Source organism: Pararhizobium capsulatum DSM 1112 (assembly GCF_030814475.1).
GTDB classification, from domain to species: Bacteria; Pseudomonadota; Alphaproteobacteria; order Rhizobiales; family Rhizobiaceae; genus Pararhizobium; species Pararhizobium capsulatum.
This window is the reverse complement of sequence record NZ_JAUSVF010000002.1, coordinates 418,222-444,453: the sequence shown is the minus strand read 5'-3', so window position 1 is coordinate 444,453 and position 26,232 is coordinate 418,222. Positions and strand designations below refer to the sequence as shown.

25 protein-coding genes are annotated in these 26,232 nt (G+C 59.6%); 4 read left to right on the top strand and 21 right to left on the bottom strand.

Features of this window, described 5'->3' with window-relative positions; genetic code table 11:
- Positions 1-143 precede the first annotated feature (143 nt).
- Together QO002_RS22445 and QO002_RS22440 are read left to right on the top strand one after the other, a co-directional pair.
- Positions 144-2,912: a glycoside hydrolase family 2 protein gene (locus tag QO002_RS22445; protein WP_307233979.1), complete on the top strand. Its 2,769-nt coding sequence runs from the start codon at positions 144-146 to the stop codon at positions 2,910-2,912.
- A 305-nt stretch (positions 2,913-3,217) separates the two neighbouring features.
- Positions 3,218-3,526, top strand: a complete 309-nt coding sequence (locus QO002_RS22440; protein WP_307233977.1) for a hypothetical protein — start codon at positions 3,218-3,220, stop codon at positions 3,524-3,526.
- A gap of 254 nt (positions 3,527-3,780) precedes the next feature.
- Here QO002_RS22440 and QO002_RS22435 read toward each other — a convergent pair whose 3' ends face one another.
- From QO002_RS22435 to QO002_RS22385, 11 genes are all read right to left on the bottom strand, one after another.
- Positions 3,781-6,459: a DNA translocase FtsK gene (locus QO002_RS22435; protein ID WP_307233975.1), complete on the bottom strand. Its 2,679-nt coding sequence runs from the start codon at positions 6,457-6,459 to the stop codon at positions 3,781-3,783.
- Between the two features lie 237 nt (positions 6,460-6,696).
- Entirely contained in the window at positions 6,697-7,974 is a 1,278-nt protein-coding gene (locus QO002_RS22430) for an L-fuconate dehydratase (RefSeq protein WP_307233973.1), read from the bottom strand.
- Between the two features lie 86 nt (positions 7,975-8,060).
- Positions 8,061-8,795: an SDR family oxidoreductase gene (locus QO002_RS22425; RefSeq protein ID WP_307233971.1), complete on the bottom strand. Its 735-nt coding sequence runs from the start codon at positions 8,793-8,795 to the stop codon at positions 8,061-8,063.
- A gap of 12 nt (positions 8,796-8,807) precedes the next feature.
- The gene (locus QO002_RS22420; RefSeq protein WP_307233969.1) at positions 8,808-9,257 is read right to left on the bottom strand and encodes a MaoC/PaaZ C-terminal domain-containing protein; all 450 of its coding nucleotides are present in this window, start codon (positions 9,255-9,257) and stop codon (positions 8,808-8,810) included.
- Between the two features lie 3 nt (positions 9,258-9,260).
- Positions 9,261-10,340: a Gfo/Idh/MocA family protein gene (locus QO002_RS22415; RefSeq protein WP_307233966.1), complete on the bottom strand. Its 1,080-nt coding sequence runs from the start codon at positions 10,338-10,340 to the stop codon at positions 9,261-9,263.
- Complete coding sequence (locus tag QO002_RS22410; RefSeq protein ID WP_370878567.1) at positions 10,333-10,662, bottom strand: L-rhamnose mutarotase; 330 nt, start codon at positions 10,660-10,662, stop codon at positions 10,333-10,335. The genes QO002_RS22415 and QO002_RS22410 overlap by 8 nt, the downstream gene beginning before the upstream one ends.
- 11 nt (positions 10,663-10,673) lie before the next feature.
- Positions 10,674-11,786, bottom strand: coding sequence for a mandelate racemase/muconate lactonizing enzyme family protein (locus QO002_RS22405; RefSeq protein WP_307233964.1), 1,113 nt, complete (start codon positions 11,784-11,786; stop codon positions 10,674-10,676).
- Position 11,787: 1 nt separating this feature from the next.
- On the bottom strand, positions 11,788-12,882 hold the full coding sequence (locus QO002_RS22400; protein ID WP_307233962.1) for an ABC transporter ATP-binding protein: 1,095 nt from the start codon (positions 12,880-12,882) through the stop codon (positions 11,788-11,790).
- Between the two features lie 3 nt (positions 12,883-12,885).
- A complete protein-coding gene (locus QO002_RS22395; protein ID WP_307233960.1) occupies positions 12,886-13,752 on the bottom strand; it encodes a carbohydrate ABC transporter permease in 867 nt (288 codons plus the stop codon).
- On the bottom strand, positions 13,752-14,648 hold the full coding sequence (locus QO002_RS22390; protein ID WP_307233958.1) for a carbohydrate ABC transporter permease: 897 nt from the start codon (positions 14,646-14,648) through the stop codon (positions 13,752-13,754). Before QO002_RS22390 ends, QO002_RS22395 begins: the two co-directional genes overlap by 1 nt.
- 79 nt (positions 14,649-14,727) lie before the next feature.
- Positions 14,728-16,047, bottom strand: coding sequence for an ABC transporter substrate-binding protein (locus QO002_RS22385; RefSeq protein WP_307233956.1), 1,320 nt, complete (start codon positions 16,045-16,047; stop codon positions 14,728-14,730).
- A gap of 162 nt (positions 16,048-16,209) precedes the next feature.
- Here QO002_RS22385 and QO002_RS22380 point away from each other — a divergent pair, with 162 nt between their 5' ends.
- Positions 16,210-17,004, top strand: coding sequence for an IclR family transcriptional regulator (locus QO002_RS22380; RefSeq protein ID WP_307233954.1), 795 nt, complete (start codon positions 16,210-16,212; stop codon positions 17,002-17,004).
- A 103-nt stretch (positions 17,005-17,107) separates the two neighbouring features.
- Positions 17,108-17,944, top strand: coding sequence for an amidohydrolase family protein (locus tag QO002_RS22375; RefSeq protein ID WP_307233952.1), 837 nt, complete (start codon positions 17,108-17,110; stop codon positions 17,942-17,944).
- A 121-nt stretch (positions 17,945-18,065) separates the two neighbouring features.
- On the opposite strand, the gene QO002_RS22370 is transcribed toward QO002_RS22375, so the two are convergent.
- The 10 genes from QO002_RS22370 to QO002_RS22325 all read right to left on the bottom strand — a co-directional run bounded on the left by QO002_RS22370 (position 18,066) and on the right by QO002_RS22325 (position 25,940).
- Positions 18,066-18,410 carry a hypothetical protein gene (locus QO002_RS22370; RefSeq protein ID WP_307233836.1) on the bottom strand — a complete coding sequence of 115 codons (345 nt, stop codon included), beginning with the start codon at positions 18,408-18,410 and terminating at the stop codon, positions 18,066-18,068.
- A complete protein-coding gene (locus QO002_RS22365) occupies positions 18,407-19,498 on the bottom strand; it encodes an IS5 family transposase (RefSeq protein WP_307233949.1) in 1,092 nt (363 codons plus the stop codon). Before QO002_RS22365 ends, QO002_RS22370 begins: the two co-directional genes overlap by 4 nt.
- Before the next feature lie 234 nt (positions 19,499-19,732).
- Positions 19,733-20,188 (bottom strand): DoxX family protein, encoded by a 456-nt coding sequence (locus tag QO002_RS22360; RefSeq protein ID WP_307233947.1) that lies wholly within the window; start codon positions 20,186-20,188, stop codon positions 19,733-19,735.
- Between the two features lie 197 nt (positions 20,189-20,385).
- Entirely contained in the window at positions 20,386-21,318 is a 933-nt protein-coding gene (locus QO002_RS22355; RefSeq protein ID WP_307233945.1) for a carbohydrate kinase family protein, read from the bottom strand.
- Positions 21,315-21,827 carry an ureidoglycolate lyase gene (locus QO002_RS22350; RefSeq protein ID WP_307233943.1) on the bottom strand — a complete coding sequence of 171 codons (513 nt, stop codon included), beginning with the start codon at positions 21,825-21,827 and terminating at the stop codon, positions 21,315-21,317. Before QO002_RS22350 ends, QO002_RS22355 begins: the two co-directional genes overlap by 4 nt.
- Positions 21,824-22,564, bottom strand: a complete 741-nt coding sequence (locus tag QO002_RS22345) for a BtpA/SgcQ family protein (protein ID WP_307233941.1) — start codon at positions 22,562-22,564, stop codon at positions 21,824-21,826. Before QO002_RS22345 ends, QO002_RS22350 begins: the two co-directional genes overlap by 4 nt.
- Positions 22,565-22,590: 26 nt before the next feature.
- A complete protein-coding gene (locus QO002_RS22340) occupies positions 22,591-23,376 on the bottom strand; it encodes a GntR family transcriptional regulator (protein ID WP_307233939.1) in 786 nt (261 codons plus the stop codon).
- A gap of 21 nt (positions 23,377-23,397) precedes the next feature.
- Positions 23,398-24,258: an ABC transporter substrate-binding protein gene (locus QO002_RS22335; protein ID WP_307233936.1), complete on the bottom strand. Its 861-nt coding sequence runs from the start codon at positions 24,256-24,258 to the stop codon at positions 23,398-23,400.
- A 33-nt stretch (positions 24,259-24,291) separates the two neighbouring features.
- Positions 24,292-25,056 carry an amino acid ABC transporter ATP-binding protein gene (locus QO002_RS22330; protein WP_307233934.1) on the bottom strand — a complete coding sequence of 255 codons (765 nt, stop codon included), beginning with the start codon at positions 25,054-25,056 and terminating at the stop codon, positions 24,292-24,294.
- The gene (locus tag QO002_RS22325) at positions 25,053-25,940 is read right to left on the bottom strand and encodes an amino acid ABC transporter permease (protein ID WP_307233932.1); all 888 of its coding nucleotides are present in this window, start codon (positions 25,938-25,940) and stop codon (positions 25,053-25,055) included. Before QO002_RS22325 ends, QO002_RS22330 begins: the two co-directional genes overlap by 4 nt.
- Positions 25,941-26,232 lie beyond the last annotated feature (292 nt).

Here is a 26,232-nt window from a genome sequence, read left to right as displayed (position 1 = left end):
GCGCCAAAGCGATCTGAAAGATTGCGACGCGCTTTAGGGTTCCTCACAGCCCCTCGGTGAGGGGCTGGTCTCCCGCGGGATACGCGCTTTGCCGCGCGTATCCCGTCTCAAGCCGAATTTGCCGATCTTCCAAGGATAATCCGATGAATGCCCATTCCCAGTCGCTTAGCCCAGCGAATACGCCGCACCGTGCCACGCTTTCCCTCGATGGAATGTGGGCGTTCCGTCACGAAACCGATGGCGTCTGGCGGCAGGCAAAGGTGCCTGCGCATTGGCAGGCCTGCTTCGAGGATCTTGCCGTCAGCTTCGGATCGGCAACTTACCGCCGTGATTTCGCATTGCCTGCCGAGTGGAACGGTCGCGAAATCGCCATCTGCTTCGGCGCCGTTAGCGATCTGGCTGTCGTCTCCATCAACGGCAACGAGATCGGCCGTCATGAAGGAGGTTATCTACCCTTCGAATTCGTGATCCCCGCAGGTCTTCTGAAGGCAGAGAACACTATCGAAGTCGTCGCCTCCCTGCCGGACGGACATCGCAACGAACACGGCGTCGATTTCGCGGAAATCCCCCATGGCAAGCAGAGCTGGTATGGTCCGCAGGGCGGCATCTGGCAGTCGGTACGGCTCGAGGCACGCCACACGCTTCACATCTCGTCCCTGCGTCTCGATCCGATCTGGCCTGAGGGCCGGCTCGATGTGAGAGCGGGCTTTGCAGGCGCAGTCGCCGGTACGCTGAAACTCGAGATCGTCGGCCCGCAGGGTACGTCCGTCTTTGCTGGGACCGTTCCCGTCACAGGGAACGCGCTCGACTATTCTATCCAGCTCGACGCTGTGCGGCCCTGGTCGCCGGACAGCCCGAGCCTTTACGCAATCAAGGCAACGCTCGTCGCCGATGGCATCGAGATCGACAGCCGGCAGGAGAGCTTCGGCTTCCGCTGTTTTGAAGCCAAGGACGGCTACCTGTATCTCAACGGCGCTCCGCTTTATCTGCGCGCCGCCCTCGATCAGGACTATTATCCCGACGGCTTCGGCGCGCCGCCCTCGCTGGAGTTGCTGGAAGACCAGTTGCGCAAGGCGAAGGCCATGGGCCTCAATTGCCTGCGCTGCCATATCAAGGTGCCGGACCCGCGCTACTACGAGGTCGCAGATCGGCTGGGCATGCTGATCTGGACGGAAATCCCCAATATCGAGACCTTCACTCCGGCCTCGGCCGAGCGTCTCAGGACGACGATGGAAGGCATCCTCGCCCGTGACCGCAACCATCCCTCGATCGTCATTTGGACCTTGATCAACGAAGACTGGGGCACGCGTCTGCGCGAAGCCGCAGAACAGCGGCAATGGATTTCCGATATGGTCGACTGGCTGCGCGCCGAGGATCCGCTGCGCCTCGTCGTCGACAACTCAGCCTGCTTTCCGAATGTCCACGTCAAGACCGATATCAACGACTACCACTTCTACCGGACGGCCGTTGATCGCCGCGAGGAATGGGACTTGCTCTGCCGCGAATTCGCAGATAATGCCGACTGGACCTTCTCGACGGACAAGGAATCGGTTCGTACACGGAAAGAGCCGCTGATCCTCTCCGAATTCGGCGTCTGGGGCCTGCCGGACCCGTCCCGCCTGCGTGACGAAAGTGGCCGCGACCCCTGGTGGATGGCTTATGGCGCGACATGGGCGGATGGCACCGCCCTGCCGCAGGGCATCGAAGCCCGCTTCCGCGAACTGGGTCTTGGCCAGGTCTTTGGCGACATCGGGAGCTTCATCGAACAGGTGCAGTGGTACCAGTACATGAACCTCAAATATGAGATCGAGGTCATCCGCACCCACGCACCAATCGGCGGCTACGTCATCACCGAACTCACCGACGTCCATTGGGAAGGCAACGGACTGATGGACATGGCACGCAATCCGCGTCCCTTTGCGCAGGCGCTGCCGGCTGTGAATTCCGATATCGTCATCGCACCGGGCGCTGCCCGCCACGCGATGTATGGTGGGGAGGACGCCGCATTCAACGTCAAGGTCTCCACCGGTGGTGCAACGCTGCCAGAAGGCAGCCGCCTCGTCTGGGAACTTGGTGCGGAAACAGGTGAAATTCGGTTGCCGGCAATTGCCCCGATGCAGGTTCATGATCTTCCGGTTTCGGCGACTGCAAATGCAGCGCCGGCGCCCGATATCCGCAAGGCGGCTTTCCGCATCGTGGCGCCGGATGGCAACATACTCTCTGAAAATTCCGAGATGATCTCGATCTATGCCAAGCGCGATGCGCTCTCGCCGGTCCGTTTTGCTTCGAACGACGACCAGATTTCAGCGCGGCTCTCGGCTCTCGGCCATGCTATAGCTTCACCTGAGGAAGCGGATGTCTTCGTCACCCATGACATCAATGCCGAGCGCATCGAGGCCATCCATTCCGGCCAGCGTGTGCTGCAGATTGTCGCAAAAGAGCCGGGACGCCTGCGTGACGACACGTCTCCTCGGGATGGGCCGATGTCGATCGAGATCGATCCGGGTGCCGGTGGCATGATGTCGGGCCCCTATTTCAGCTTCCCGGGCTACAACCTGATCAATCGTCACAAGTCGATCTGGCGCGGTGATTGGGTCGGCAATTTTTCATGGCTGCGACGCGACGGCGTCTTCGCAAATGTGCCGGGCGGCCCGCTGTTTGATCTGTCCTTCACTGGTGTGGTGCCGCACCAGCTGATGGCCGGGTTCCGCCCCTGGGAGTTTCAGGGGCGCGTGCATGCGGGCGTCGTCATCGGCTGGGTCCATAAGCCGGCCGCCTTCGTCATCGAGAAGCGGCTGGGTCGCGGCAAACTGGTCGCGACGACTTTCCGGCTCCACCAGGAAGCAGCGGATGTGGATCCGCTTGCCACCGCGCTCTACGACGGCCTGCTGCAGCTCGCGAAAAAACCATAAAATCCGTCTTGCTCGACTTTCGAACTCCAGCGGAAACCTAATCTCGGTTTCCGCTGGAGTTGATCAACTGGGGCTTGCTCGGGGACCCAGGACGCACGAGACCACGTCCGTCAGCCTTTGCGGACGCCGCATCGGCCCCTCGGATGCCCCGCTTCACAAACGTTGCAACGCCAGGGCCACTCCTCGCCACCGCGAAAATAGGGCGCCAATCGGGCTGTGCGGTATTTCGCGAATTGAAAATACGAATTTAATTCAATAGGCTGCCCCTTGTACGTGTATGATGCAGGCCATTGGAGGCGGGACAGGTGAGTGAAGTACAGAACAAGGCAGTTCGTCTTCTGGTTCAGACCGAAGGCACGCGCTCCACGTCTCTTGAACTTCGCCGCGACGCTTACTTAGCCAGTGCGCTTGATCTCTACTACGCGTCGGGCGGAAGCGTTGATAGCGCTAAGGCCCTTCTGGGCTTACGTGAAGATGAACCTCCTTCGCACGTCGATGTCGCTGTAGCCAATGTGGTCGTTGAAGTCGCGGGTCTCAGCCATATCCACGACATCGATATGATCCAGGCGACCTACAACCGCCTCGATGCTGAGCTTCACGATGCGGAAGGATGATTTCGGCTTGGCGGTCAATCCATCGAGCGACTTGCTGCAGGCATAGGAAGGCCTTTAGAGTTTGTCAGGGAAAAGTGGGAACCGATTTTCCTGAAAAGACAAACGAAAACAAAAGAAAGAGGATGTCTGGTTCAATCTGAACCAGACGTCCTCTCGAAGTGATGCGAAGGAACGCTTCTTCAATATTGGCTCTCGGTGAAGTCGCAAGTCTTAAGAAAATGAGCCCGGCAGGATCACCAGCCGGGCATCTACAATCAAACCTCTATATCCACGCCACCTGGAGCATCCGGCATATCGCGTCCACCGGCAATAATGGACCGTTTGCCGACATGGTTGGCGGGGCCGACGAGGCCTTCCTGCTCCATGCGTTCGACTAAGGAAGCCGCGCGGTTGTAGCCGATCGACAGGCGACGCTGGATGTAGGAGGTCGAGCACTTCTTATCGCGAAGCACGACCTTGACGGCCTTGTCGTATAGATCGTCACCGTCGTCCTCACCCATAGCCGTCTTGTCGAAGACGGCTGCGTCTTCATCCGCGGTGTCATCGATCTCATCGGCATCCTCGGTGACCGTGCCCAGATATTCCGGCCGTCCTTGCGTCTTCAGATGCGCGACGACCTTTTCCACTTCCTCGTCGGAAACGAAAGGACCGTGGACACGGGCGATACGGCCACCGCCCATCATGTGCAGCATGTCGCCTTGGCCGAGCAGATGCTCCGCGCCCTGTTCGCCGAGGATCGTGCGGCTGTCGATCTTGGAGGTCACCTGGAAGGAAATACGGGTTGGAAAGTTTGCCTTGATCGTGCCGGTGATGACATCGACGGACGGACGCTGCGTTGCCATGATCAGGTGGATGCCGGCGGCGCGGGCCATCTGGGCCAGCCGCTGGATCGCGCCTTCAATCTCCTTGCCGGCCACCATCATCAGGTCGGCCATTTCGTCGACGATGACGACGATGTACGGCATGGCCGCGAGGTCCATTTCCTCCTGCTCGTAGGTCGGTTCGCCGGTCGAGCGGTCAAAGCCGGTCTGAACGCTGCAGAGGATAGTTTCGCCCTTGGCGCGCGCGGTTGCCGCGCGGGTGTTGTAACCGTCGATATTTCGCACGCCGAGCCGCGACATCTTGCGATAGCGGTCTTCCATCTCGCGCACGGCCCATTTCAGCGCCATGACGGCTTTCTTCGGGTCGGTGACGACCGGCGTCAACAGGTGTGGGATGCCGTCATAAACGGAAAGCTCGAGCATCTTGGGATCGACCATGATCAGGCGGCATTCTTCCGGCTTCAAGCGGTAGAGCAGTGACAGGATCATCGTGTTGATGGCGACCGACTTGCCCGAACCGGTGGTGCCGGCAACGAGCAGATGGGGCATTTTTGCAAGCTCGGCGACGACCGGTTCGCCACCGATTGTCTTGCCAAGGCAAAGGGCAAGCTTCTGGCGCGTCTCGGTATAGTCTGAAGACTCGATCAGCTCGCGGAAATAGACAGTTTCGCGCACCGGGTTCGGCAGTTCGATACCGATAACATTGCGGCCGGGAACCACGGCGACGCGGGCCGAGAGCGCCGACATCGAGCGGGCGATATCGTCGGAAAGGCCAATGACGCGGGAAGACTTCACACCAGGCGCCGGCTCGAATTCATAGAGCGTGACGACCGGGCCGGGGCGCACATCGATGATCTCACCCTTGACACCGAAATCCTCCAACACGCTCTCCAGAAGCCCGGCGCTCTGCTCCAGCGCTTCCTGCGACATCGTGGTGGTTTCCTGGAAACGCGGCTCCTGCAACAGGTCGATCGGAGGAAACTCGTATTCTCCCACAGAAAACGCGAGATCGCGCGTGAAAGGCAAGGATGTCTGAGGCCTGACGATCGGGCGGATGTCCACTTTCGGGGTGGCCAGTTCAACCGTCTCGACCAACGGCATTGCCTGCGGCGCAGAAGGAAGGATGAGTGGTTCTTCAGCGACGGGCAGCATCTCGGGGGCCAGCGGAAGGCAACCGATTTCGCGATATAGCCCGGTAACGGACTCAGGCAGCGCCTTGAAGGAAGGCAAAGGCGTCGGCGCAACGTAGGCAACGATAGTGGGTGTAGGCTTCGCAATGAGAGCCTGCTTAGCAGTGGGCGCGGATACCACGACGACGGGGGGAGCAATCACAGTGGTAGCAGGTCGGTTGAGAACAGCTGCCGCAAGGGTCGACGTCGCAACAGGCTCCGGAATGTCTCCCGCGTTCGGGATGCTGACCGCTTCCCAAAAGGCATAATCGGACAGATGGTAGGCAACACTTGGGGCTATGGCGATCGGTGCCCGGTCCGGCTGCATTTCGTCATCGGGCGGGAAGCAGACAAGATCGATCTGTGCGTCAGATGCTTCTGCCGCAGACACCTCGATTGCGGAGACATCAATCGCCGTTCGGCTTTCCTGCGTGATGCTCGCCTCTTCCTCAAGCCGACGAGCGAGTTCGCGGCGCAGGCGATAGGAAAGTGCCCGCGCCCCGACAGGCTGCGGCAGGATTTCCGGCTTGGCAATCGGGGGTTCGACTGCAGCACGTTTAACGATCAGCGCGGGCGGCCGTTCGGCAGGGATAACAACCTCCGGCACGGTCTCGACGGTTTCCGGCTCTGTGGCCGCCTGCGGCATTTCCGTAGATGGGCGCTTGGCCATGGCACTTTCCGGCGTGCGGGTGAAGCGCACGTTTGGGCCGAGCACGAAGGCGCTCTGCCACACGGGCATGTCTTCTCGTCCCTCGATGCTGTTTGCGGCCATCGCGTCGGTATCCTGCCGCACCTGCGGTGCAGGTGTGCTGGCTTGCGAAGCTGACAACGGACGACGGGCAACCGAGCCTTGCTCGATCGCATTGCCCTTTTCCCCCTGTTTTACCGCTTCCTCCCCTATGCTGTTGATGGAATTATTAAAATTGGACCGGGAAAGATTCATGGCAACCTGTACACTTTACGAAGACGGACAATTGGCACTCCTCCTTTCAATAGAAAATAAAGGTTAACCTCCCCTTGCCAGCGCCTCCGAAGGGCTAAGATTTCCGCGTCCCCCAATGCCCTGAAAACGAGAAATCCGCCCTCACAACAAGCAAGAGACGGATTTGAAACGAGAATTTTTATTATTTTGTCTGAGCGTGTGCCCCAAGAAAAATGAGCCCTCCTTCAGGGGATCACATCATCCGGCGAAGGTGTACTCGGCAATCGATTCGGGCTTCATCTCGATCGAGAAACCGGCGCGCTCCGGTGGCATGTAAGCGGCATTCGTTATCACGCAGGGATCGATGAAATGTTCGTGCAGATGGTCGACATATTCAATCACCCTGCCCTCCTTTGTACCGGAGACCGCGATATAGTCGATCATCGACAGATGCTGGACATATTCGCAAAGCCCGACGCCGCCGGCATGGGGCCAGACGGGCAGATTGTATTTCGCCGCCACCAGCAGCACCGCCAGCACCTCGTTCAACCCGCCCATGCGGCAGCTATCGATTTGGACGATATCGATCGCGCCTTCGGCGATGAACTGTTTGAACATGATGCGGTTCTGGCACATCTCGCCGGTCGCCACCTTCACCTTGCCGATGGCCTGGCGGATCTTGCGGTGGCCGGCGACATCGTCCGGGCTCGTTGGCTCCTCGATGAAGAAGGGATTGGCAAACGAGAGCTTGTTTACCCATTCGATCGCCTGATCGACTTCCCACACCTGGTTGGCGTCGATCATCAAATAGCGATCCGGACCGATGACTTCGCGAGCAATGGTGAGACGGCGGATATCGTCTTCTAGATCGCGGCCGACTTTCATCTTCACATGGTTGAAGCCAGCATCGACGGCCTCCTTGCAAAGACGCCGCAGCTTTTCTTCGGAATAGCCAAGCCAACCCGCCGAGGTGGTGTAGCAGGCATAACCTTCACTTTTCAGGGTCGCGATGCGCTCAGCCTTGCCGACCTCCGCCTTCTTCAGGATGGCGATTGCCTCATCGCGAGTCAGAACATCCGTCATGTAACGATAGTCGACGATATCGGCGATCTCTTCCGGAGACATTTCGGAAACGAGTTGCCAGACAGGCTTGCCCGCCTGACGGGCCAGAAGGTCCCAGACGGCGTTGACGACAGCACCGGTCGCAAGGTGCATCGCGCCCTTTTCCGGGCCAATCCAGCGCAACTGGCTGTCGCTGGTTAGGTGGCGCCAGTATTTGCCCGGCGCTGCAAGAACCTCGGCGAGATCGGTGCCAACAACCAGATGCTCCATGGCGCGGATAGCCATGCAGCATATGTCATTGCCGCGGCCGATGGTGAAGGTCAGCCCATGGCCCTCCAGCCCCGCCTCGTCGGTCCCGAGGATGACATAGGCCGCCGAATAATCCGGGTCGGGGTTCATCGCATCGGAACCATCGAGGCTGAGCGAGGTGGGAAAGCGCAGGTCGAAGACGCGCATGCTGGTAATACGGGCCATGGGAAAGCTCCAGTTTGGCGCCTGTCACTTGGCGACAGGCAGGCAATGATCTCATGGGACGGTTATCGCCCCGATCCATACGGCCGTCAGATCGACCAGCCACCGTCGATGTTGTAGGCCTGACCCGTCGTGTAGGTCGCCCCGGCAACATAGACGGCAAGGTCCGCAATCTCCTCCGGTGTACCGATACGGCCGATCGGCTGGCGGGCAATAAAGGCGGCGCGGGCGGCTTCAAAGTCACCTTGGGCCCGCAGGCGATCCTGCAGCGAAGGGCTTTCGACCGTGCCGGGGCAAATCGCATTGCAGCGGATGCCCTGGCCGACATAATCGGCAGCGACGGCCTTGGTGAGGCCGATGACTGCCGCCTTGGTGACGCCGTAAGCAAAACGGTTCGGTACGCCCTTCACGCTGGACGCGACCGAGGCCATGTTGACGATCGAGCCGTCCTTGCGCTCCAGCATGCCCGGCAGCACGGCACGGATAGTGCGGATCATCGCCTTGACGTTGAGATCGAACGCGAATTCCAGATCCTTGTCCGGCATGTCCAGAATGGTGCCGCCGTGGACGACGCCGGCGCAATTGAACAGCACATCGATGGCGCCAATCTCGGCGACCAGACCCTTCACGGCATCTTCATCCAGCACATTGAGCTTATGGGTGACAATACCGTCTTTTCCGGCGATTTCGGAAAGCACATCCATGTTGATGTCGGTCGCATGGACCTTGGCACCGGCCATGGCAAAGGCAAGCGCCGAGGCGCGACCGATGCCCTGAGCTGCCGCCGTGATCAATACCGTCTTGCCGTGAAGATAATCCGTCATCTCATTTCTTCCTTAGTTGGCTTTGCGTTCGACCAGCAGGATATGATCCGCGGCCAGAACGACTTCATGTCTCTGGTTCAGTACTTCGCAGCGTTCCACGACCCGTCCCATGTTCACCCGCTTCGGATCATCCTCCTTGGCGGAGATTGTCACCCGCGTGCGGATCGTATCACCGATATGGACGGGACGGATGAAGCGTAAGCGATCATAACCATAGGAAAAAGCAACCGGGTTGATGAGCGTGGCTGTGAGGCCGACGCCGATCGAGAACACCATGGTGCCATGGGCGATGCGCTGGCCACCGGGAAGCGACTTCGCAAATTCGGCATCCATGTGATGCGGGAAAAAATCGCCGGTGTGGCCGGCATGCACGACAAAGTCCGTTTCGGTGATCGTGCGGCCGGTCGTGACACGCTCGTGGCCGAGTTCGTAGTCTTCGTAGTGGATGATCTGCTCTGCCATGTCTCAGGCCTCCGGAAGTTGTGCAATCGGCATGGCTGGCGCGGCGCTCGATTGGTAAGCGGCCTCGACCAGGGCCATTGTCTGCCAGGCATCCTCGACGGAACCGATCAGTTCCCTGTCCTCGCCGGTGGCAAAACGCTGCAGATTGGCCATGCGGTTAATGAAGGCGTCAGGGAACCATGCGCCCTCAAGCGCGACCTGAACCCAGTCTTGCGTGCCACGGGGGCGTATCCAAAGTTCGTCCGGCTCGCCGCGCGGATAGTCGAGATTGACGCCAAGTTTCACGTAGGCTGCGCCTTCCGTACCGGATATGCGAAACTCGCAGGCCTGGAACTTGCGGCCGAAATCATGGTCGTGGTTGATCGAGAGCACGCAGCGCACCTTGTCGCCATAGTCCAGAATGGCGGCCGTGCGGGTCTGGGCGACCTCGTGGTTCGGATGGCCGATTGTCTTGGCATGGACGCCCTTCGGATTACCGAGAAGGCCTCGCACGAAATCAAGATAGTGTATCGAGTGCATGGCGATCTCGATACGCGGCAAGCCTTTGAGAAATGGCCAGAGACCCCATGGGGTCGCGAGCGCCAGCCATGCGTCGAAGTCTACAATCTCACCAAGATACCCCTTTTTGACAGCATCATGCAGCGCCAGCATCATCGGGGCGAAACGGAGCTGGAAATTAACGGCGGCGCGGATATCGCGTTCGCGGCAGACTTTCAGGATATCGGTCGCCTGAGCGAGATCACTGCCCATTGGCTTCTGGATCAGCGCATGGGAGCCACGCGGCAATTGCGAGAGGATTTCAGCATGGACGGCCGGTGGCGTGGCGAGATCGAAGATCGCGCCTTCGACCGCAAACGCCTCATCGCGTGATGCAAAAGCCTTGATGCCCCATTGCTGCGCCAGCGCCTCGGCCTTGTCGCGGTTGGGGTCGTAAAGCCCAGCAACGGGGAAGCCGCCCTTGCGATAGGCAGGCAGATGGGCGTCGCCAACAATCGAACCAGCGCCAAAAATCACGATCGGTTTTGGCGCAGACGGCTTGGGCCACCATTGTCGGAGGCTGGATGGGTCGGATATCTCAATCATGATGAAACACCTCTTCCATCATCGCCCACCATTCACCTTCCTTGCGGGTGGCAAGCGGCTCCTGGCAGGGCATGCAGACGGACCACCATTCCTGGTTCTTAGGATGGCGCGCCATGGCAGCCATATCGGCCTCGAAATCGGCTCCGACATACTCCCAGGTGCCGAACAGCAGGTTTTCCGGCTCCTTTAGGAAGATGGTGTAGTTGGTGATGTTGCATTCGGAAATCAGCGCAAGAATTTCGGGCCAGACGGCTGCATGCAGCCGCTTGTATTCCGCGACCTTCTCCGGCTTCAGTCCGATCACCATACCCATGCGCTGCATAACGTTTCTCCTCAGGCGCGGAACTCAGTGGTGAATTCCGGGATCGAGCGGGCCTTCACCGCGTCCCAATCCCACGCAATGCCAATCCCGGCTTCTGACGGTGCCAATGCCTTGCCATCGACGATCTCCATGCCCTTGGTCGTCAGGTCATCGAGCTGGGGGATATATTCGACATATTTACCGTTCGGCACGGCGCAGGTGAGGCTGACATGCAGTTCCATCAGGAAGTGCGGGCAGACTGGGATGTCGAAGGCTTCTGCCGCATGCGCCACCTTCAGCCAGGGCGTGATGCCACCGATACGGGCAACATCCACCTGAACGATCGAGCAGGCGCCCTTCTGCATATATTCGCGGAAATGGCGGATCGAATACATCGACTCCCCGACCGCAATCGGCGTCGGTATCGAGCGTGTCAGCCGAATATGCCCGTCGAGATCGTCGGCCGGAAGAGGCTCCTCAATCCAGGCGAGATCGAGCTCCTTCAGTCGCGCGGCGCGGCGGATCGCTTCATCGACGGTAAAACCCTGATTGCAATCCGTCATGATCTCGAAACCATCGCCAAGGGCAATACGCATTGCGGAAAGGCGGGCATAGTCTTCGGCGCCATGCGGCTTGCCGATCTTGACCTTGGAACCGGAAAAGCCCTTGGCCTTGGCCTGCAACGCATCCTCGACCAGGGCTTCTTTTTCGATATGCAGCCAGCCGCCTTCGGTGGTGTAGAGCGGGCAGCGATCCTTGGCCCCGCCGGCGAGTTTCCAGAGCGGCAGGTTCTGTTTCTTCGCACGCAGGTCCCACAGCGCCGTATCGACGGCCGCCAACGCCAGCGCCGTGATCGGGCCAATCGTGGTGGCGTGCGTAAAAAACTCCATTTTGTGCCAAATCGCCTCGATGCAATTGGCGTCCTCATCGATCAGGATCGGGACAAGATGATCAGACAGCAGCCGCATGACGGAGGAGCCGCCGGTGCCGATCGTGTAGCTGTAGCCGGTGCCGACTGCGCCATCCGAATCCGTGATCGTGACGATGGGCGTCTCCTGGCTGACGAAGCTCTGAATGGCGTCGGTCCGCTTCACCTTCGGTGGCAGGTCGACCATGCGCAGTTCGATTTTCTCGATTTTCGCCATGTCAGATATCCAGGGTCTTGCCGGTTTCGGCATCGAAGAGATGCGCCTTGGAGAGGTCGAAGCTCATGCGCACTTTCTCCCCGCTCGCAAGCGCCCGTGGATTAAGCATGCGCGACACCCAGTCGCGGCCGTTGAACTGCACAAAAACAAGGGTTTCGTTGCCGAGTGGCTCGGTGATCGAGACGGCCAGATCGGCGGCATGCACAGCGCTCGCCTCGCCGGCATGAAGTCCGTGGCCCTCGGGGTAGAGATCGTCCGGCCGCAGACCGAATGTGACTTTCTGGCCTTCCTTAACACGTGAGAGAAACTTGGGTGGAACCGGAAGCCGTGCGTTTGAGAACACGAGTTCGCCACCCGTGACGACTGCCTCGTCCATGTTCATCGGCGGCGAACCGATAAAACCAGCGACGAACTTGGTCTCCGGCTTGCGGAAGACATCCTCTGGCGTTCCAACCTGCTCAATATAGCCATCGCGCATGATGACGATGCGGTCGGAAAGCGTCATCGCCTCAACCTGGTCATGGGTGACGTAGATCATCGTTGCCTTCATGCGGGCATGCAGCTTTTTGATCTCGGTGCGAACCTGCGTGCGAAGCTTGGCGTCGAGGTTCGACAACGGCTCGTCGAACAGGAAGACATCCGGTTGGCGCACGATGGCACGGCCCATGGCAACGCGCTGGCGCTGGCCGCCGGACAACTGCGACGGCTTGCGCTCGAGAAGATGGCCGAGATCGAGAATGGCGGCGGCTTCCGCCACCCGCGCCTTGATATCGTCCTGCGACCGACCGGCGATCTTCAGCGAGAAGCCCATGTTCTCAGCGACCGTCATATGCGGATAGAGCGCATAGGACTGGAACACCATGGAAATGTTGCGGGCGCGCGGCGGTAGGTCGTTAACGACGTTATCGCCGATTTCGATGTCGCCGCCGCTGATGTCTTCGAGGCCGGCAATCATGCGAAGCGTTGTGGACTTGCCGCAACCCGAGGGCCCGACCAGCGCGACGAATTCGCGGTCCTTCACTTCAAGGTCGATGCCATGAACGACTTCGAGTGCACCGTAGCGTTTGACGAGTTTCCTAAGCGTGACCGGAGCCATGGATTATCCTTTCACCGCGCCGAAGGTCAGGCCCGAGACGAGGTGTTTCTGAATGATGAACGTGAGGGTCAGCGCCGGAACGATCATGACGACCGCAAGCGCACACATGCCGCGCCAGTCGATGGTGAACTCGGAGGTATAGTCGAGTAGCCCGACCGGCAACGTCTTGGAATTGACCGACCGCGTGATCTGCGAGGCCAGTGCATATTCGTTCCACGACGTGAGGAAGGCAAAGATCCCGGCAGATGCGATGCCCGGACCCGCCAGCGGAAACTCCACTTGCCAGAAGGCTTGCCAGGGCGTGCAACCATCGATCTGGGCGGCCTCCGCCAGATCTTTCGGCACTTGCCGGAAGAAGCCGTCGATCAACCAGATGGTGAAGGGCACATTTAACGCGACGTAGGTGAGGATCAGCGAGAAATGGGTGTCAATAATGCCAGTGCGCGCATAGATCATGAACAGCGGCAGCGACAACGCGATGCCCGGCACGGCGCGTGTCAGCATGAAGCCGAGGAAGATCGCCGACTTCGCCTTGAACCGGTAGCGGGCAAAGGCGTATCCGCCAGCCATGCCGATGGCGAGCGCGATCACCGTCGAGGTGATCGAGATGATCAGTGAATTGCGGAAATAATCCCAGACTGGAATGCCCCCCTGCCCCGCACCGGAAAACATGGCGCGATAGGCTTCAAGCGAAATCTGTTCGGGGATCCAGACCGGCGGCTTTGCCATGATCTCGACGGTGGGCCTGAGCGACGACAGCACGATCCAGAGGCCGGGCAGGCAGATGATCGCCATGGCGAGGAACAAGCCGATCAGATGCGCGAACTTCAAAAGGCGCCGGCGCAGGCGATGGGAACTATTGATATCCATTACCACTCCGCTCCGATCTGCTCGCGGGCAGCCGCGAGCTTCCGGAAGAAATAGACGGTGAAGATGATCGACAGCAGGATCGCGACATAGGCCATGGCATTGGCCATACCCATGCGGGCGTCGCTATAGGCGGTGCGGCCGACAAGGGTCCAAAGCAGCTCGGTGCGCTTGGCGGGGCCACCGTCGGTCATGATCTTGACGATGTCATAGGCGCGGGCGACGTCGAGCGAGCGGATGGTCATCGCGATGAACGCAAACGGCATCAGATAGGGCCAGGTCACATAGCGGAAGGTCTGCCACGGCGTGCAGCCGTCGACATGGGCCGCCTCTACCGGATCTTTCGGCATGGCGAGCAGACCGGCAAGGATCAGGATCGCGAAGACGGCGGTGGATGACCAGACCTCGGCGACGATAATCGAGAACAGCGCCAGATTGCCATCAATCAGCCACGGAATTGCCTGATCGGTTAGCCCGAGCGATTGCAGGGCGTTGTTGACGAACCCGATATTGTCGTTGAACAGGAACTTGAACTGAAAGCCGACGAGCACCGGGGAAAACATCATCGGAAACATCATCATGGTACGCAGCACGCGCTGCCCATGCGTTGCCTTGTTGACGAGGAGCGCAAGCCCCAATCCCAAGAACATTTCCGCATTGAGCGCTACGGTCAGCAGCAGAACAGTGCGACCGAACGCGATCCAGAATTCCTGATTGGTGAGTACGCTAATATAGTTGCGCACGCCGATGAAGACGTAGAGCGAATCCGGCTTCGTCAGCCGAAACGGTGTGAAGCTCGAATAGAGCGAGAAGGCGAGCGGCAGGACAATGACGGCCGCAAGAACGATGAAGGCCGGGGTCAAAAGCAGAACCGGCGCAGACAGTCTGGAGAGCTTCATCGAAGGTCTTCCCGGAATTCATTGAAAGAGGAAGGGCGGCGACAACGCATCCGTTGCCGCCGCCCTCTTATGATACTTGTCAGAGCTTGCCGGCGTCTTCGAGAATGGCGGTTGCCTTCTGAGCAGCCGCATCAAGTGCTTCCTTCGACGTCTTGTCGCCGAGGATGGCAGCCTGCAGTTCCGGATAGACGGCGTTGGAGATTTCGATCCACTGAGGCGTCTGCGGAACCGGGAATGCATGCTTTGCGGCTTCCTGGAAAGCCTGCAGCACTTCGGTCTTGTAGGCGTCACCTTCGGCAGCCTTGATGTTGAAATCCCAGACCGCGCTGCGCGTCGGCAGCGGGCCTGCGGCCGATTCCAGCTTCTGGCTGTCCTCGTTTGTCAGCCACCAGACGAGCGAAGCGGCAGCTTCCTTGTTGGCGCAGGATTCGGTGACCGAGAAGCCGTGATGGCCAGACCAGCCGGTGCGCTTGCCGGAAGAACCAGCCGGCTGCACCTTCACGCCGACGTTGCCGGCGACCTTGGACGAAGCCGGGTCGTTGAAGAAGCTCGCCCAGCCAGGCCAGTCGAGATTGAGGGCGATCGAACCGGAGGCGAAGCCCTGGCCGAGATCGTCCCACAGATAGTTGGTCGTGCCTGGAGGAACGGCCTTTGCCTTGTAGAGATTGACGAACCAGTCGAGCGCCTGAACGCCTGCTTCGGAATTGAGGGCCGGGCGGCCGTCCTTGTCGAGATATTCGCCGCCGTCGGCAACGAGCATTTCATAGAAGCGGCCGTTGAGGGCTTCTTCCTTGCCGGCAAACTGGGTGCCGTAGAAATTCGGCGGTGCGGCGAAGAATTCGGCCTGGTCGGTAACCTGCTGCCAGGTGTCCGGCGGCGTCAGGTCGTAGCCGTATTTTTCCTTGAAGGCGGTCTTCTTGGCTTCGTCCTGATAGAGGCTCTTCTGGTAGTAGAGGGCCGAAACATCGAACTGGGCGCGCGGCAGCATGACGAGCTTGCCATTGAGCGTCGATGCCTGAATCAGAGCCGGGACGAAGGCGGCGATTTCTTCAGCCGGGATCAGCTTCGACAGGTCCGTGTAGATATCCGGATACTGCGGCGCGAAGGACGAGTGGTTGGAACCTACGCACCAGCTCAGGCCGCCGGTCGCGATATCCGACTTGATTTCCTTGTCGAGCTCGAAGTGGTTCTTCTTCGAGAGAATGTTGACCTTTGCACCGGTCGCCTTCTCCCATTCGCCGATCCGCTCATAGAGCTTTTCGTACTGCTGACCACCGATGAGCTTGGCATCGATTGTCACACCTTCAAACTTGCCGGGCAGTTCGGCTGCGGAAACCGCACCGATGGACCATGCAAGCGCGATTACACCGGCAGACACGCCGGAAAGCAGCTTTCTCATGAATTCTCCTCCAGTTTGCCGCACCTCTTCCTTAGTGCGGCGTTCTCATGTGTGAGAAACTAATTCATATACAAACAACATTTTCACAGGCCGTCAAGCAAGAACTTCGTTTGAATTGGCTCCATTATTCGTATACGGATGCTAATATTCACGGAGGAAGCAATGACGACAGACAGCGAAGAGGCCGATCGTTACCGCGCGCCCGCTCTCGATAAGGGATTGGACATTCTGGAACTTCTGGCCGGCGTCGATGGCGGTCTGACCCAGGCCGAAATTTCCAAGAAGCTTAATCGCAGCCCGAACGAATTCTACCGCATGCTCGACCGGCTCGTGCGGCGCGGCTACGTGACGCGCATTGACGGCGACCGGTATTCGCTGACGCTGAAGCTCTTCGGCCTTGCCCAGCTTCACGCCCCGGTGCGCCGTCTTGCATCCTATGCCACACCGTTGATGCGCGAGCTTGCGCAACGCTCGAAGCAGGCCAACCAGCTGGCCGTCTTTGACCGCGGTGCAGCCGTCGTCGTCGCCCAGCAGGAAGCCCCGGATTACTGGGGTATCTCGATCCGCGTCGGCTCCCATATCAGCCTGTTCGATACGGGTTCCGGCCATGTTCTGCTCGCCTTCCGGTCTGCCGAAGACCGCGAGATGATGATCTCCGAGCATGTTAAAAGCCGCAGCGAAGTAACCCTCTCCGACGAGTTCTATGCCCGGCTCGACCAGATCCGCGAGCGCGGCTACGAGATGATGGCCAGCGCCCAGACGGCCGGCGTCTATAACCTCTCGGCACCGATCCTTGGGCCGGATGGGGCGGGTATCGCCGCCCTCACGGTGCCCTATATCACCCTCGTCAACAATCCAACCGCCCCTGACATCACCCGCACCATTTCAATGCTGGTGGAAACGGCTGCCCAGCTTTCGCTACTGGCAGGTTCCGATGTTGCAGCGGTGCAGGAATAGAGAGGACGCCGCTTAAAGCGATGGGTCGGGAGACATGAAAATTCTTATTTGAACAAATAATTTTCTTGTGAGAGTTTGATCGCGACCGAGGAGGAGCCACGTCATGATCATCGATACCCACCTGCATCTCATCAATAAATCAGCGCTGAGCTATCCGTGGCTGTCATCCGCCCCTGCCCTCGACCGCGATTATCTCTACGAAACATATGCCCTGGAGGCCAAGCGCGCCGGCATCGGCATGTCGCTTCATATGGAAGTGGATGTCGATCCATCGCAAATGGAGAAGGAAACCGCTGAAATAAAGCGGCTATCCGAGACGGCCGGCAGCCTGCTCAACGGTGCGATCGCCGCTTGCCGGCCCGAAGAACCGGATTTCCCCGCCTATCTCGAACGCCAGGTGGCAAATCTTTTTGTCAAAGGTTTTCGCCGGGTGCTGCATGTCGTGTCGGATGACGTTTCAGAGGGTGCGACCTTCCGCGAAAACATCAAGCGGCTCGGCGGAACACGCTTCACCTTCGATCTCTGCGTCCTGCCGCACCAGATCCCGAAGGCCCTTGCACTTGCCGACCTCGCTCCCGATGTCCAGTTTATCCTCGACCATTGCGGCGTTCCGGACATCAAGAGCGGCAAGGATCTCCCATGGCGCGATCATATGGCAGAGATCTCCCGCCGCCCGAACGTCGTTGCGAAGATTTCCGGCGTGGTCGCCTATGCAGAGGCGGAGAATTGGAATGTCGAAACGCTGCGCCCCTATGTCGAACACACGATCAGCGCCTTCGGGTGGGATCGCGTCATCTGGGGCAGCGACTGGCCGGTTTGCACATTGGGTGGCAATCTGTCCACATGGGTCGCCGCGACGCATGCGCTGATCGAGGGCTCATCCATTGATGAGCGCACGAAGCTGCTCTCGGCGAATGCCCGCAGGCTGTGGTCACTCTAGGACCGACCGACATTCAGCCCTAGAGTTTGTCAGGGAAAAGTGGGAACCGGTTTTCCCGAAGAAGACAAACGAAAACAAAAAAATATAGAGGATGTCTGGTTCAATCTGAACCGGACATCCTCTAGCAGGCTGTTGAAGAAGTCTCTGACTTGGCCTTCAGGATGGCCTCGTCGCCATTGTGATAAGCGAACGCGATCTCGATTGCGCCATCGTCGAGTAATTCGGCATGACCGTCACCCGAGACCTCGTCCATTTCGTCGCATCCGGCCCAAGTGAAGGAGACCATGGACGTGCTGTAGCCGAGTTGGAGGCCCGCTTGCATCGCACCGAAGGCGATTTCTCCATGTCCATTGGCTCCGATGGTGATCGTGGCGGGTTCAACCAGGTCGAGATAATCCCGATCCCATAGATCGGCCTCGACGATCCGCCAGCGGCCAATCAGGCGGCAGTTCGAGGCCGCGCTCATGACGACACCGCCATCAGTTTCGGTAACCGCACCAGATCATAGGCGGCAGCCGCGAAGGTGAAGGCCCATCCGACGCGGTCGCGACCACGGAACTTCGTCTTGTCCTGCCCCGCGACAGTCTTGATCCAGCCGAACGCCTCCTCGATGCGCTTGCGGATACGCAAGCTGACCCCATAGCCGGAATGGCGCGTCGTGCGCCCGTCAATGGCGGAGCGGCGACCATTGACGTTCTGCGCCACATGGGGCGTCACCTTCATCGACCGCAAATCTTTGACGAAGTCCTTTGTGTCATAGGCCTTGTCGGCACCCAGGGTAGTCGCTTGTGTCCGCCCAGCGAAGGGCTCGATCATGTGCAGCGCCGCTACCCGTTCGGCATATCCGCTGGCCTCCGTCAGGTAGGCATCGACCAGCAGGCCATGGCGGTTTTCCATCAGCCCGTGCCCCATGAAGCACAGCTTGGCCTCCTTGCCTTTTCCCTTTCTATAAAGTCTTGCATCCGGATCGGTCGTTGAAGCATGCGTCTCGTTGGAACGCCTTTCGCCATGAAAGTCTGCTTCCACATTCCGACCGCCGTCATCCGATGGTGGCTCGCCCGAGCCGTCCTTCGGCTTGAAGCTCTTCATCGACGCCCAGGCTTCGATCAGCGTGCCATCCACAGAGAAGTGGTCCGTTGACAACAGCCGCTTTACCTTGGGCTGCGAAAGGATCGCACCCAGGAACTTCGCGGCGATGTCTCCTTCTAGCAACCGGTCGCGGTTCTTCGAAAACACCGAATGGTCCCAGGCTGGATCGTCAATGCCAATGTCCACGAACCAGCGGAACAGAAGATCGTATTCCAGTCGCTCCATCAAAAGCCGCTCAGAACGGATCGAATAGAAGGCTTGCAAAAGCATGGCGCGCAGAAGCTTCTCAGGCGCGATCGATGGCCGCCCGATCGGTGAATAGAGCCCTGCAAACTCCCGTTCCAACAAAACGAGCGCGTCGTTCACGATCTGACGAATGGCCCGCAGCGGATGATCCCGACGAACACGATCCTCAAGATCGACATAACTGAAAAGTTGACCGCTCCTCACATCGCTGCCGCGCATCCATCAACTCCGAATCTCGACAAAGCCAATGAATCACGACCAAAGTCTTCACGCCAGGGACTTTTTCAACAGCCTGCTAGGTCGCTACCGTTCTGGCAGGCGTTACCACCCTCTCCCTTCCCGGATGGCGATCGATCGCCGGGTGTGCTCAATTTATACCGCGTTGCACCGCAGCCCGAAGAGGCACGGTCCCCCATCGGTCGCCAGGACATTTTGCAACAGCTTGCCGCGGAACTATTTCCAGTCGTCTTCGCCACGGTTCTTATATTTGTGAAGTCCGTACCATGCGATCAGCAGGAGCCCGCCCACCAGCGCCAGATGGTCGGCGAAATCGGCACGCATGGTCTCATACATTTGTGGCGTCGTTTGCCAGAAGGCATTGGCGATGACGGAGGCCGCGAGGGTGAAAGCGGCCAGAACCAGGGCGCCCAGCCAACGGCAAAAGCCGGTGAGGATCATGGCGCAGCAGCCAAGCTGCAGGAGGATCGTCGCTGCGGCATAGGGCGCCGCAGGCAGGAGACCGTTCCGGCTCATTTCGGCAATGCCGGCGTCGAAGTCCATGAGCTTGTGAATGCCGCTCAGCAGATAGGGTGTGCAGACCAGGAGAAGAGCGACGCGCCGGACGGGATGACTGATCATCGCCCCATGACATGCAGAAATGATCGTGGTGTCGGCACGTTGCTGGCTCATGAAAGCTCCCTGCATGTTAGGAGGCGTGAAGATTGAAGAATTTCCGGATCTTGGCGGCAAATGATACCGAGTTCTCCGCCCTTTTTCCATCGGCAACGAAGCGACGCTGGTCATGTAATCGACCCGCCACGCTCAAACATCGCCCGAAACCACCGCGCCAAGCGGGCGCCATCCACACATCACTGCGCCGGATCGCGTTACTGGTGTCCTTTTTCACGCCAGCGGCGGATTTCGTCGGCGCTTGCCTTGCCGCCGCGCGGTCCATGGATGGTCACCGAACGGGATGCCGCTGCGACGGAGAAGTCCAGTGCTTCGTTAAAGTTCTGGCCTTGCGAAAGGCACCAGGTCAACGAGCCACCGAACGTGTCCCCGGCACCGGTGACGTCGATGACATCCACAGGAAATCCGGCCGTGCGCAGGACCGTGTCGCCGTTGCAGGCCTCAGCGCCGTTGGCGGCGAGTGTGCGCACCACCCATCCTATCTGATAATCCCGCGTCCAGGGGCCGATGCGGGTGATGTCATCATGGCCGAAGGCGGCGCGGAAGCCGACCTGATTGAAGATGACGACAGCGGCGCCTGTGAGATAGGGCATGTCTTCGGGCGCGCAGCCGCCGACGTCGAGATCGAAGATGGAACGGCGCTCATGTTGACGGAGATCGGCAAGAAGGGCGGCTTGCTTCAGGACGCCATCCTCTGTCCGGGCGTGCAGCCGGCGAACGCGGTAAAGCGTCGTGTAGAGAAAGCCGGGCCGACGCAACGCTTTCAGGCTCTCCGATGTGAGCCACATCGGCTGCTCGCCCATTTCGACGGTCAGCACGATATGCTCGCCGTCGACGAGAAAGATAAGATTGCGTGATTCCGGAATGGCGGGATCTGTCAGCATATGATCGACGCGGACGCGGTTCTCCCGCAAGTCGGCAATCAGCCTCTGCGACAGCGGGCTGGAGTTCAGCAGCGAGATGAACTGCGTCTCGCCGCCAAGCCTTGCATGGACGACGGCGGCATTGGCGATTGAGCCGCCGATTTCGGCAGGCAGTTCGGTGACCCGGCCCTTGTCGGCGCGGCCGGGCCAACGATCGGCGGTATAATACTCGTCAATCGCCACGTCACCGATGAAAAAGGCGGTCATGTGTTTTCCTCCGGATCTGCTTGCACCAGTCTTGGGCCCCCTGCAACGGGAACCCAGGGGCTTTCGCCAAGTCCGCAAATGGCCATCCAGTAGTAGGCCGCAGGACCGGACGCACCCCGGCAGGCATCGTGCCAAACGCCGCGGCGCATCACGACAGCTTGACCCGGTTCAATCACGAAGGCTTCAATATCTTCCCGATTGGCCGCATTGGCGTCTGATGCGGGGGCAACAGCAAGAATGATCGGCTGTGCCGCACAGAAGATCGCTTCTTCGGTCCCCGGATGCCGTTCCATTGCCGCGCAGAGCCACGGAGCGGCGGCGGTGCGTGTTACGCCAAGATGGCCGGAACCCTCGATCAGGGGCATCCTGGTAAAACCGTCGCTCCAGCCCTCACCTGCGGTCCAGATAGCCTTGGGATCGGTATCATTGGTGAGATCGTAGACCGTGCCGAAGCGTGCAAAATTGTCCGGCGTCACCGGACGGGCAACAATGACATCCGGGGCGTTCATGCGGCGTGCCTTGCTGCGCGCACGGCCCGCATCAGACGGGCGACATGGGCCGCCTCGACGCGGCCAGTATCCCTGTGGTCGTGCTTGAACCAGCTACCGACGACGGCGCCGTCGGCATGCGCCAATTGTTCCGCGGCATTGGTTTCAGTCAAGCCGGCTCCGATCAGCAGCGGCACTGTTCCGCCTGTAGCCGTGCGGAAACGTGCCACCTTGTCCATGTCGGTCGGCTGGCCGGTGGCGTCCGAGGTCACAACAAGACCATCACAGCGGGATGCGCCGATGCGCACGTCCTCGTCCTCGGGTCGGCCCGACAGGATCGGCTGGTATTTGAACCGCACACCACCGAGCAACAGCGCCGGAACGCTTTCGCGGTGCGCGGCAAGATCGGCCGCAAAAGGCGCATCCTGTTCCAGCGGGAGATGGCCGGCGACGGAATCGACCTGGATGAAGGAGACCGGATAAAGTTTGGCGAGCTTAAAGGCGCATACGTTGTCCCGCAGCACATTGATGCCGATGCGCGTTCCCAGATCAAGGCCGCACAACCGCTCCAGCACCCGTTCAACATCCTCGGCATCACCGAAATAGTTCTCGACGACAAGACCGTCGATCCCTTCGCCGGCCATGATGCGGGCTTCTTCCTCGGCCTGGTCGAGCTTCGCCGCGGGGCTTTCTCCAGCCAGATGCAACATGCCGAGAATGGGTTTTGGGTTAATAAATGTCTCGCCGAAACGGCTCATAGTTCTTCTCCTGCGTCGCGCGACTATCAAGCCGGCGCGGTATCACGCCCCCAGCGGGTAGCGAATTTCATCTGGACCGCCGGCGAGTAGACAATCGACGTTCGCTCCACCAACCGGTCGTCGGCGTCGAGTACATCCCCGCTGGCGCAAAGATAGCCCGGCACATCCAGCGCCGGGGCAAAGACCTCCCGCAGACGATCGGACGGCGGCACGACAGTTAGCAGCAGTTCCGAGCGTAGGGGATGGCGATCATAATCGCGGCGCAATACCTCATAGAGCGATTGCGCCGCGAAGTCGTTTCGGTCGATGCCCGGATAGAGGGTAAGGTCCAGCTGCGACGTATCGACGTTCAGCCAGTTCACCGTTTCACCATTAGCAAGGCCGCGAGCACGCACCAGCAGCAGCTCGCCGTTTTCCACCCGATGTTCCAGCACGCGCGTCACTGGCCGCTGACCTTGCCGGCGCGCCAGTTCGGTAAAGCTGCCAAAATTCCAGATATTGTGGCTGATCGGCCGATGCGAAACGATCGTCCCTCGCCCGCGAACCTGCTGGACCAACCCTTCCGACACCAGAAGCGCCATCGCGTTGCGCACTGTCGTTCGGGCGATGCCGAACTGATCGCGCAACTGGTTTTCCGAGGGGATGGCCTCCCCTTCGGAAAAATCGCCGCTGAGAATGGCTGCGCGCAATGCCCGATAAAGCTGCCGGTAAAGCTGCTCGCTCGAATAAAGATCGAGCCTCAACCGGGACAGTCTGTCATCGGAGCTTTCGCCCGTTGCGATGGGGGTGTCTGGTATGGAAGGGTGGGTCAAGATCGGCTCCAGATGGGTCGTTTACTTCGTGGTTCCGTTTACCTTGAACTCCTTCACGCCTGCTTGATTCAAGCCGTAGCGGTCGAGGATTTGTGTATAGGTGCCATCGGCCTTCAGAGCGTCGAGCGCGCCCAATACGGCGTCACGCAACTGGCTGTTCGATTTGGCAAAAGCGATGCCGTAGTGGTTGACGTCTCCGACTTCGCCGATCTGGTAGAATTTACCAGGCTCGTGCTTCATCAGGTCCAGAAGCCCTTCCAGTCCAATCACCGAAGCCTGCGCGCGGCCCTGGCGAATTTGCATGATATGCTCGGCCTGGGTCGGGATCTGGATGACGGTAATAAGTTTGTCTTCTGCGCACTTGGCCTTGCCGAGCTCCTCCGTCCAGGTGACCCAGCTTGTACCCGTCGCCACTGCCACGGTCTTGCCGCAGAGGTCAGCCTCGGTCTTGATCTCGCTCTGGTGGTCGACAGTTGAATACAAAACATTGCCCGTCTGGAAGTAGTCGATGAAATCGAGCTGCGTCTGGCGCTCGACCTTGTCGGAGAAGGCTGTCATGATCAGATCGGACCGGCCGGTAACGACCTGGGGGATCAGCTGCGGGAATTCGACATTCTGGAATTCTGGCGAAAGGCCGAGACGTTCGGCAATGGCCTTGGCGAGATCGATGTCGAAGCCCTTGAGTTCTGTGGAGCCGGCATCGTTATATTCCATTGGCGGATAGGCAAGGCTGATCGTCACGTTCAGCTTGCCGGCGGTTCGCACGGCTTCGGGCAGGGCGACGACCAGTTTTTGGTCGGCGGCGTGAGCCGCGCCGCATGCAGCGAGGCCGACTAAGGTTGTGGATACCAGTCCCAGTAGCATTGGCAGTAGTCGTTTCATTCTCTTCGTTCTCCCATTTTGAAGGTGTGAACCTCAGGCCAGTACGCGGCTGAGGAATGTGCGCACACGCGGGTCGTCGGGATTGCTGAGGACTTGTCCCGGCGCACCTGTTTCGCGAATTTCTCCATCGATCATCACCACAACGCGGTCGGCCACCTCACGGGCAAAGCCGATTTCATGGGTGACGACGATCATGGTGGTGCCACCGCGCGCCAGATTGCGCATGACTTCCAGCACCTCGCCGACCAGTTCAGGGTCGAGCGCTGATGTCGGTTCGTCAAACAGCATCACGCGCGGTTCCATCGCCAGCGATCGGGCGATCGCCACGCGCTGCTTCTGGCCGCCGGAAAGCTGCGAGGGATAGCTCAACGCTTTGCCGGCCATTCCGACTTGTTCCAACAGATCCATGGCGCGAGCTTCTGCTTCGGCGCGGCGCAGACCACGCACGACCATTGGACCCTCGATGACATTGCCAAGCACAGTACGATGGGCGAACAGGTTGAAATGCTGGAACACGATGCCGAGGTGGCTCTGCTGGGCGCGCAGCCGCTTGATCGGCAGTTCCTGCAGGGCGCCGCGATTAAGCTCGTAGCCCATGATGGCGCCGTCGACCCAGACATAACCGCTGTTGGGCGTTTCCAGATGGTTGATGCAGCGCAGGAAGGTACTCTTGCCGCTGCCCGAAGGGCCAAGGATGCACAGCACTTCGCCATAGGCGACTTCCAAATCGAGGCCTTTCAGGACCTCGTGACTGCCAAAACTCTTGCGGATTCCGACCGCCTTGACCGCGAGACTCATGCTTCCCCCTCGACAGCCGGGCGCCGCGCCCAACCTTTGAACCAACGCCAGCCGCCGGTGGCAGCCGCGGCGTCACGGCCAAAATAACGTTCAAGATAATATTGGCCGATGGAGAGCACGGTCGTCCCCGCCAGATACCAGGCAGCGCAGACGAACAGCAGCTCAATGACGGCGCCGTTGATGAAGTAAATCCGCTGAGCTGCGTTCAGCATTTCGCCCATGGCGATTGTTGCGGCGAGCGAAGAGAATTTCAGCATCCCGATGGCGCTATTGCCCAGAACGGGCAGGATCAGCCGCAAGGTCTGCGGCAGGATGATACGACGCATTGTCTGGCCGGGCGTCATACCGAGCGTATGAGCCGCTTCCTTTTGGCCATGGTCGACGGAGCCGATGCCACCGCGCACCACTTCCGTCAGATAGGAACCCTCGTTGACGCCGAGGCCGAGAACGGCCGCGACGAAGGGCGTCACCACATCGACCATGCGCTCATCGACAAGGCCCGGAATGTAGAGTCGTGGAAAGACAAGCGCGATGTTGAACCAGATAAGAAGCTGCAGCAGAACCGGGGTGCCGCGGAATATCCAGACATAAAGCCAGGCAGCGAAACGCAGGATCGGGTTTTGCGAATGGCGCATGATGCCGAAACCAAAGCCGAGCGCGACGCCGAGTACCAGAGCGCAGGCCGAGATCAAAAGGGTCCAGCCAAAACCGGTGATGATGACACCGGCTGTCAGGAACTCTCCGACCACGGGCCATTGGATTTGCCCGACTGCAAAGGCGCGACCGATTACGGCAAGCAGTAGAATGACGGCGATGCCGCTGAGCCAGCGCCCAGGGTGGCGCAATCGGCGAATAGGCGCGTCCGGTCCTGGCAGATCTGCCAAGGATAGCGCGGAAGTTGATTTTACAGACGATTGGGTCATGGTATCCAATTGTAGGGTTAGGCCTACAACTTGCTAAGGCCGTTTTGGAATTAAGTCAAGCCGGGCGCCGCTCATTTGATATCCGCCGACAGGGATCGACACGGCGTCGCCCGGGAGCATTTTCTACCGCCATCCGAGTCTCTCGGTATGAACTGACAACTTGGAGCGTATCGACTGCGCAAACTTTTCTCGCATTCTTAAAGCTCTTGAACATGAGGTAATCGCGGGCGGTTCACTCATCGCCATTTCCTCA

Bases quoted from the DNA above. Each gene is read 5' to 3' on its own strand.
- QO002_RS22385 (WP_307233956.1), bottom strand. From the start codon at position 16,047: ATGAGAAAGCTGCTTTCCGGCGTGTCTGCCGGTGTAATCGCGCTTGCA.
- QO002_RS22335 (WP_307233936.1), bottom strand. From the start codon at position 24,258: ATGAAACGACTACTGCCAATGCTACTGGGACTGGTATCCACAACCTTA.
- QO002_RS22375 (WP_307233952.1), top strand. From the start codon at position 17,108: ATGATCATCGATACCCACCTGCATCTCATCAATAAATCAGCGCTGAGC.
- QO002_RS22350 (WP_307233943.1), bottom strand. From the start codon at position 21,827: ATGAACGCCCCGGATGTCATTGTTGCCCGTCCGGTGACGCCGGACAAT.
- QO002_RS22380 (WP_307233954.1), top strand. From the start codon at position 16,210: ATGACGACAGACAGCGAAGAGGCCGATCGTTACCGCGCGCCCGCTCTC.
- QO002_RS22370 (WP_307233836.1), bottom strand. From the start codon at position 18,410: ATGAGCGCGGCCTCGAACTGCCGCCTGATTGGCCGCTGGCGGATCGTC.
- QO002_RS22355 (WP_307233945.1), bottom strand. From the start codon at position 21,318: ATGACCGCCTTTTTCATCGGTGACGTGGCGATTGACGAGTATTATACC.
- QO002_RS22420 (WP_307233969.1), bottom strand. From the start codon at position 9,257: ATGGCAGAGCAGATCATCCACTACGAAGACTACGAACTCGGCCACGAG.
- QO002_RS22415 (WP_307233966.1), bottom strand. From the start codon at position 10,340: ATGATTGAGATATCCGACCCATCCAGCCTCCGACAATGGTGGCCCAAG.
- QO002_RS22360 (WP_307233947.1), bottom strand. From the start codon at position 20,188: ATGAGCCAGCAACGTGCCGACACCACGATCATTTCTGCATGTCATGGG.
- QO002_RS22430 (WP_307233973.1), bottom strand. From the start codon at position 7,974: ATGGCCCGTATTACCAGCATGCGCGTCTTCGACCTGCGCTTTCCCACC.
- QO002_RS22435 (WP_307233975.1), bottom strand. From the start codon at position 6,459: ATGAATCTTTCCCGGTCCAATTTTAATAATTCCATCAACAGCATAGGG.
- QO002_RS22345 (WP_307233941.1), bottom strand. From the start codon at position 22,564: ATGAGCCGTTTCGGCGAGACATTTATTAACCCAAAACCCATTCTCGGC.
- QO002_RS22410 (WP_370878567.1), bottom strand. From the start codon at position 10,662: ATGCAGCGCATGGGTATGGTGATCGGACTGAAGCCGGAGAAGGTCGCG.
- QO002_RS22400 (WP_307233962.1), bottom strand. From the start codon at position 12,882: ATGGCTCCGGTCACGCTTAGGAAACTCGTCAAACGCTACGGTGCACTC.
- QO002_RS22365 (WP_307233949.1), bottom strand. From the start codon at position 19,498: ATGCGCGGCAGCGATGTGAGGAGCGGTCAACTTTTCAGTTATGTCGAT.
- QO002_RS22395 (WP_307233960.1), bottom strand. From the start codon at position 13,752: ATGGATATCAATAGTTCCCATCGCCTGCGCCGGCGCCTTTTGAAGTTC.
- QO002_RS22330 (WP_307233934.1), bottom strand. From the start codon at position 25,056: ATGAGTCTCGCGGTCAAGGCGGTCGGAATCCGCAAGAGTTTTGGCAGT.
- QO002_RS22425 (WP_307233971.1), bottom strand. From the start codon at position 8,795: ATGACGGATTATCTTCACGGCAAGACGGTATTGATCACGGCGGCAGCT.
- QO002_RS22445 (WP_307233979.1), top strand. From the start codon at position 144: ATGAATGCCCATTCCCAGTCGCTTAGCCCAGCGAATACGCCGCACCGT.
- QO002_RS22405 (WP_307233964.1), bottom strand. From the start codon at position 11,786: ATGGCGAAAATCGAGAAAATCGAACTGCGCATGGTCGACCTGCCACCG.
- QO002_RS22390 (WP_307233958.1), bottom strand. From the start codon at position 14,648: ATGAAGCTCTCCAGACTGTCTGCGCCGGTTCTGCTTTTGACCCCGGCC.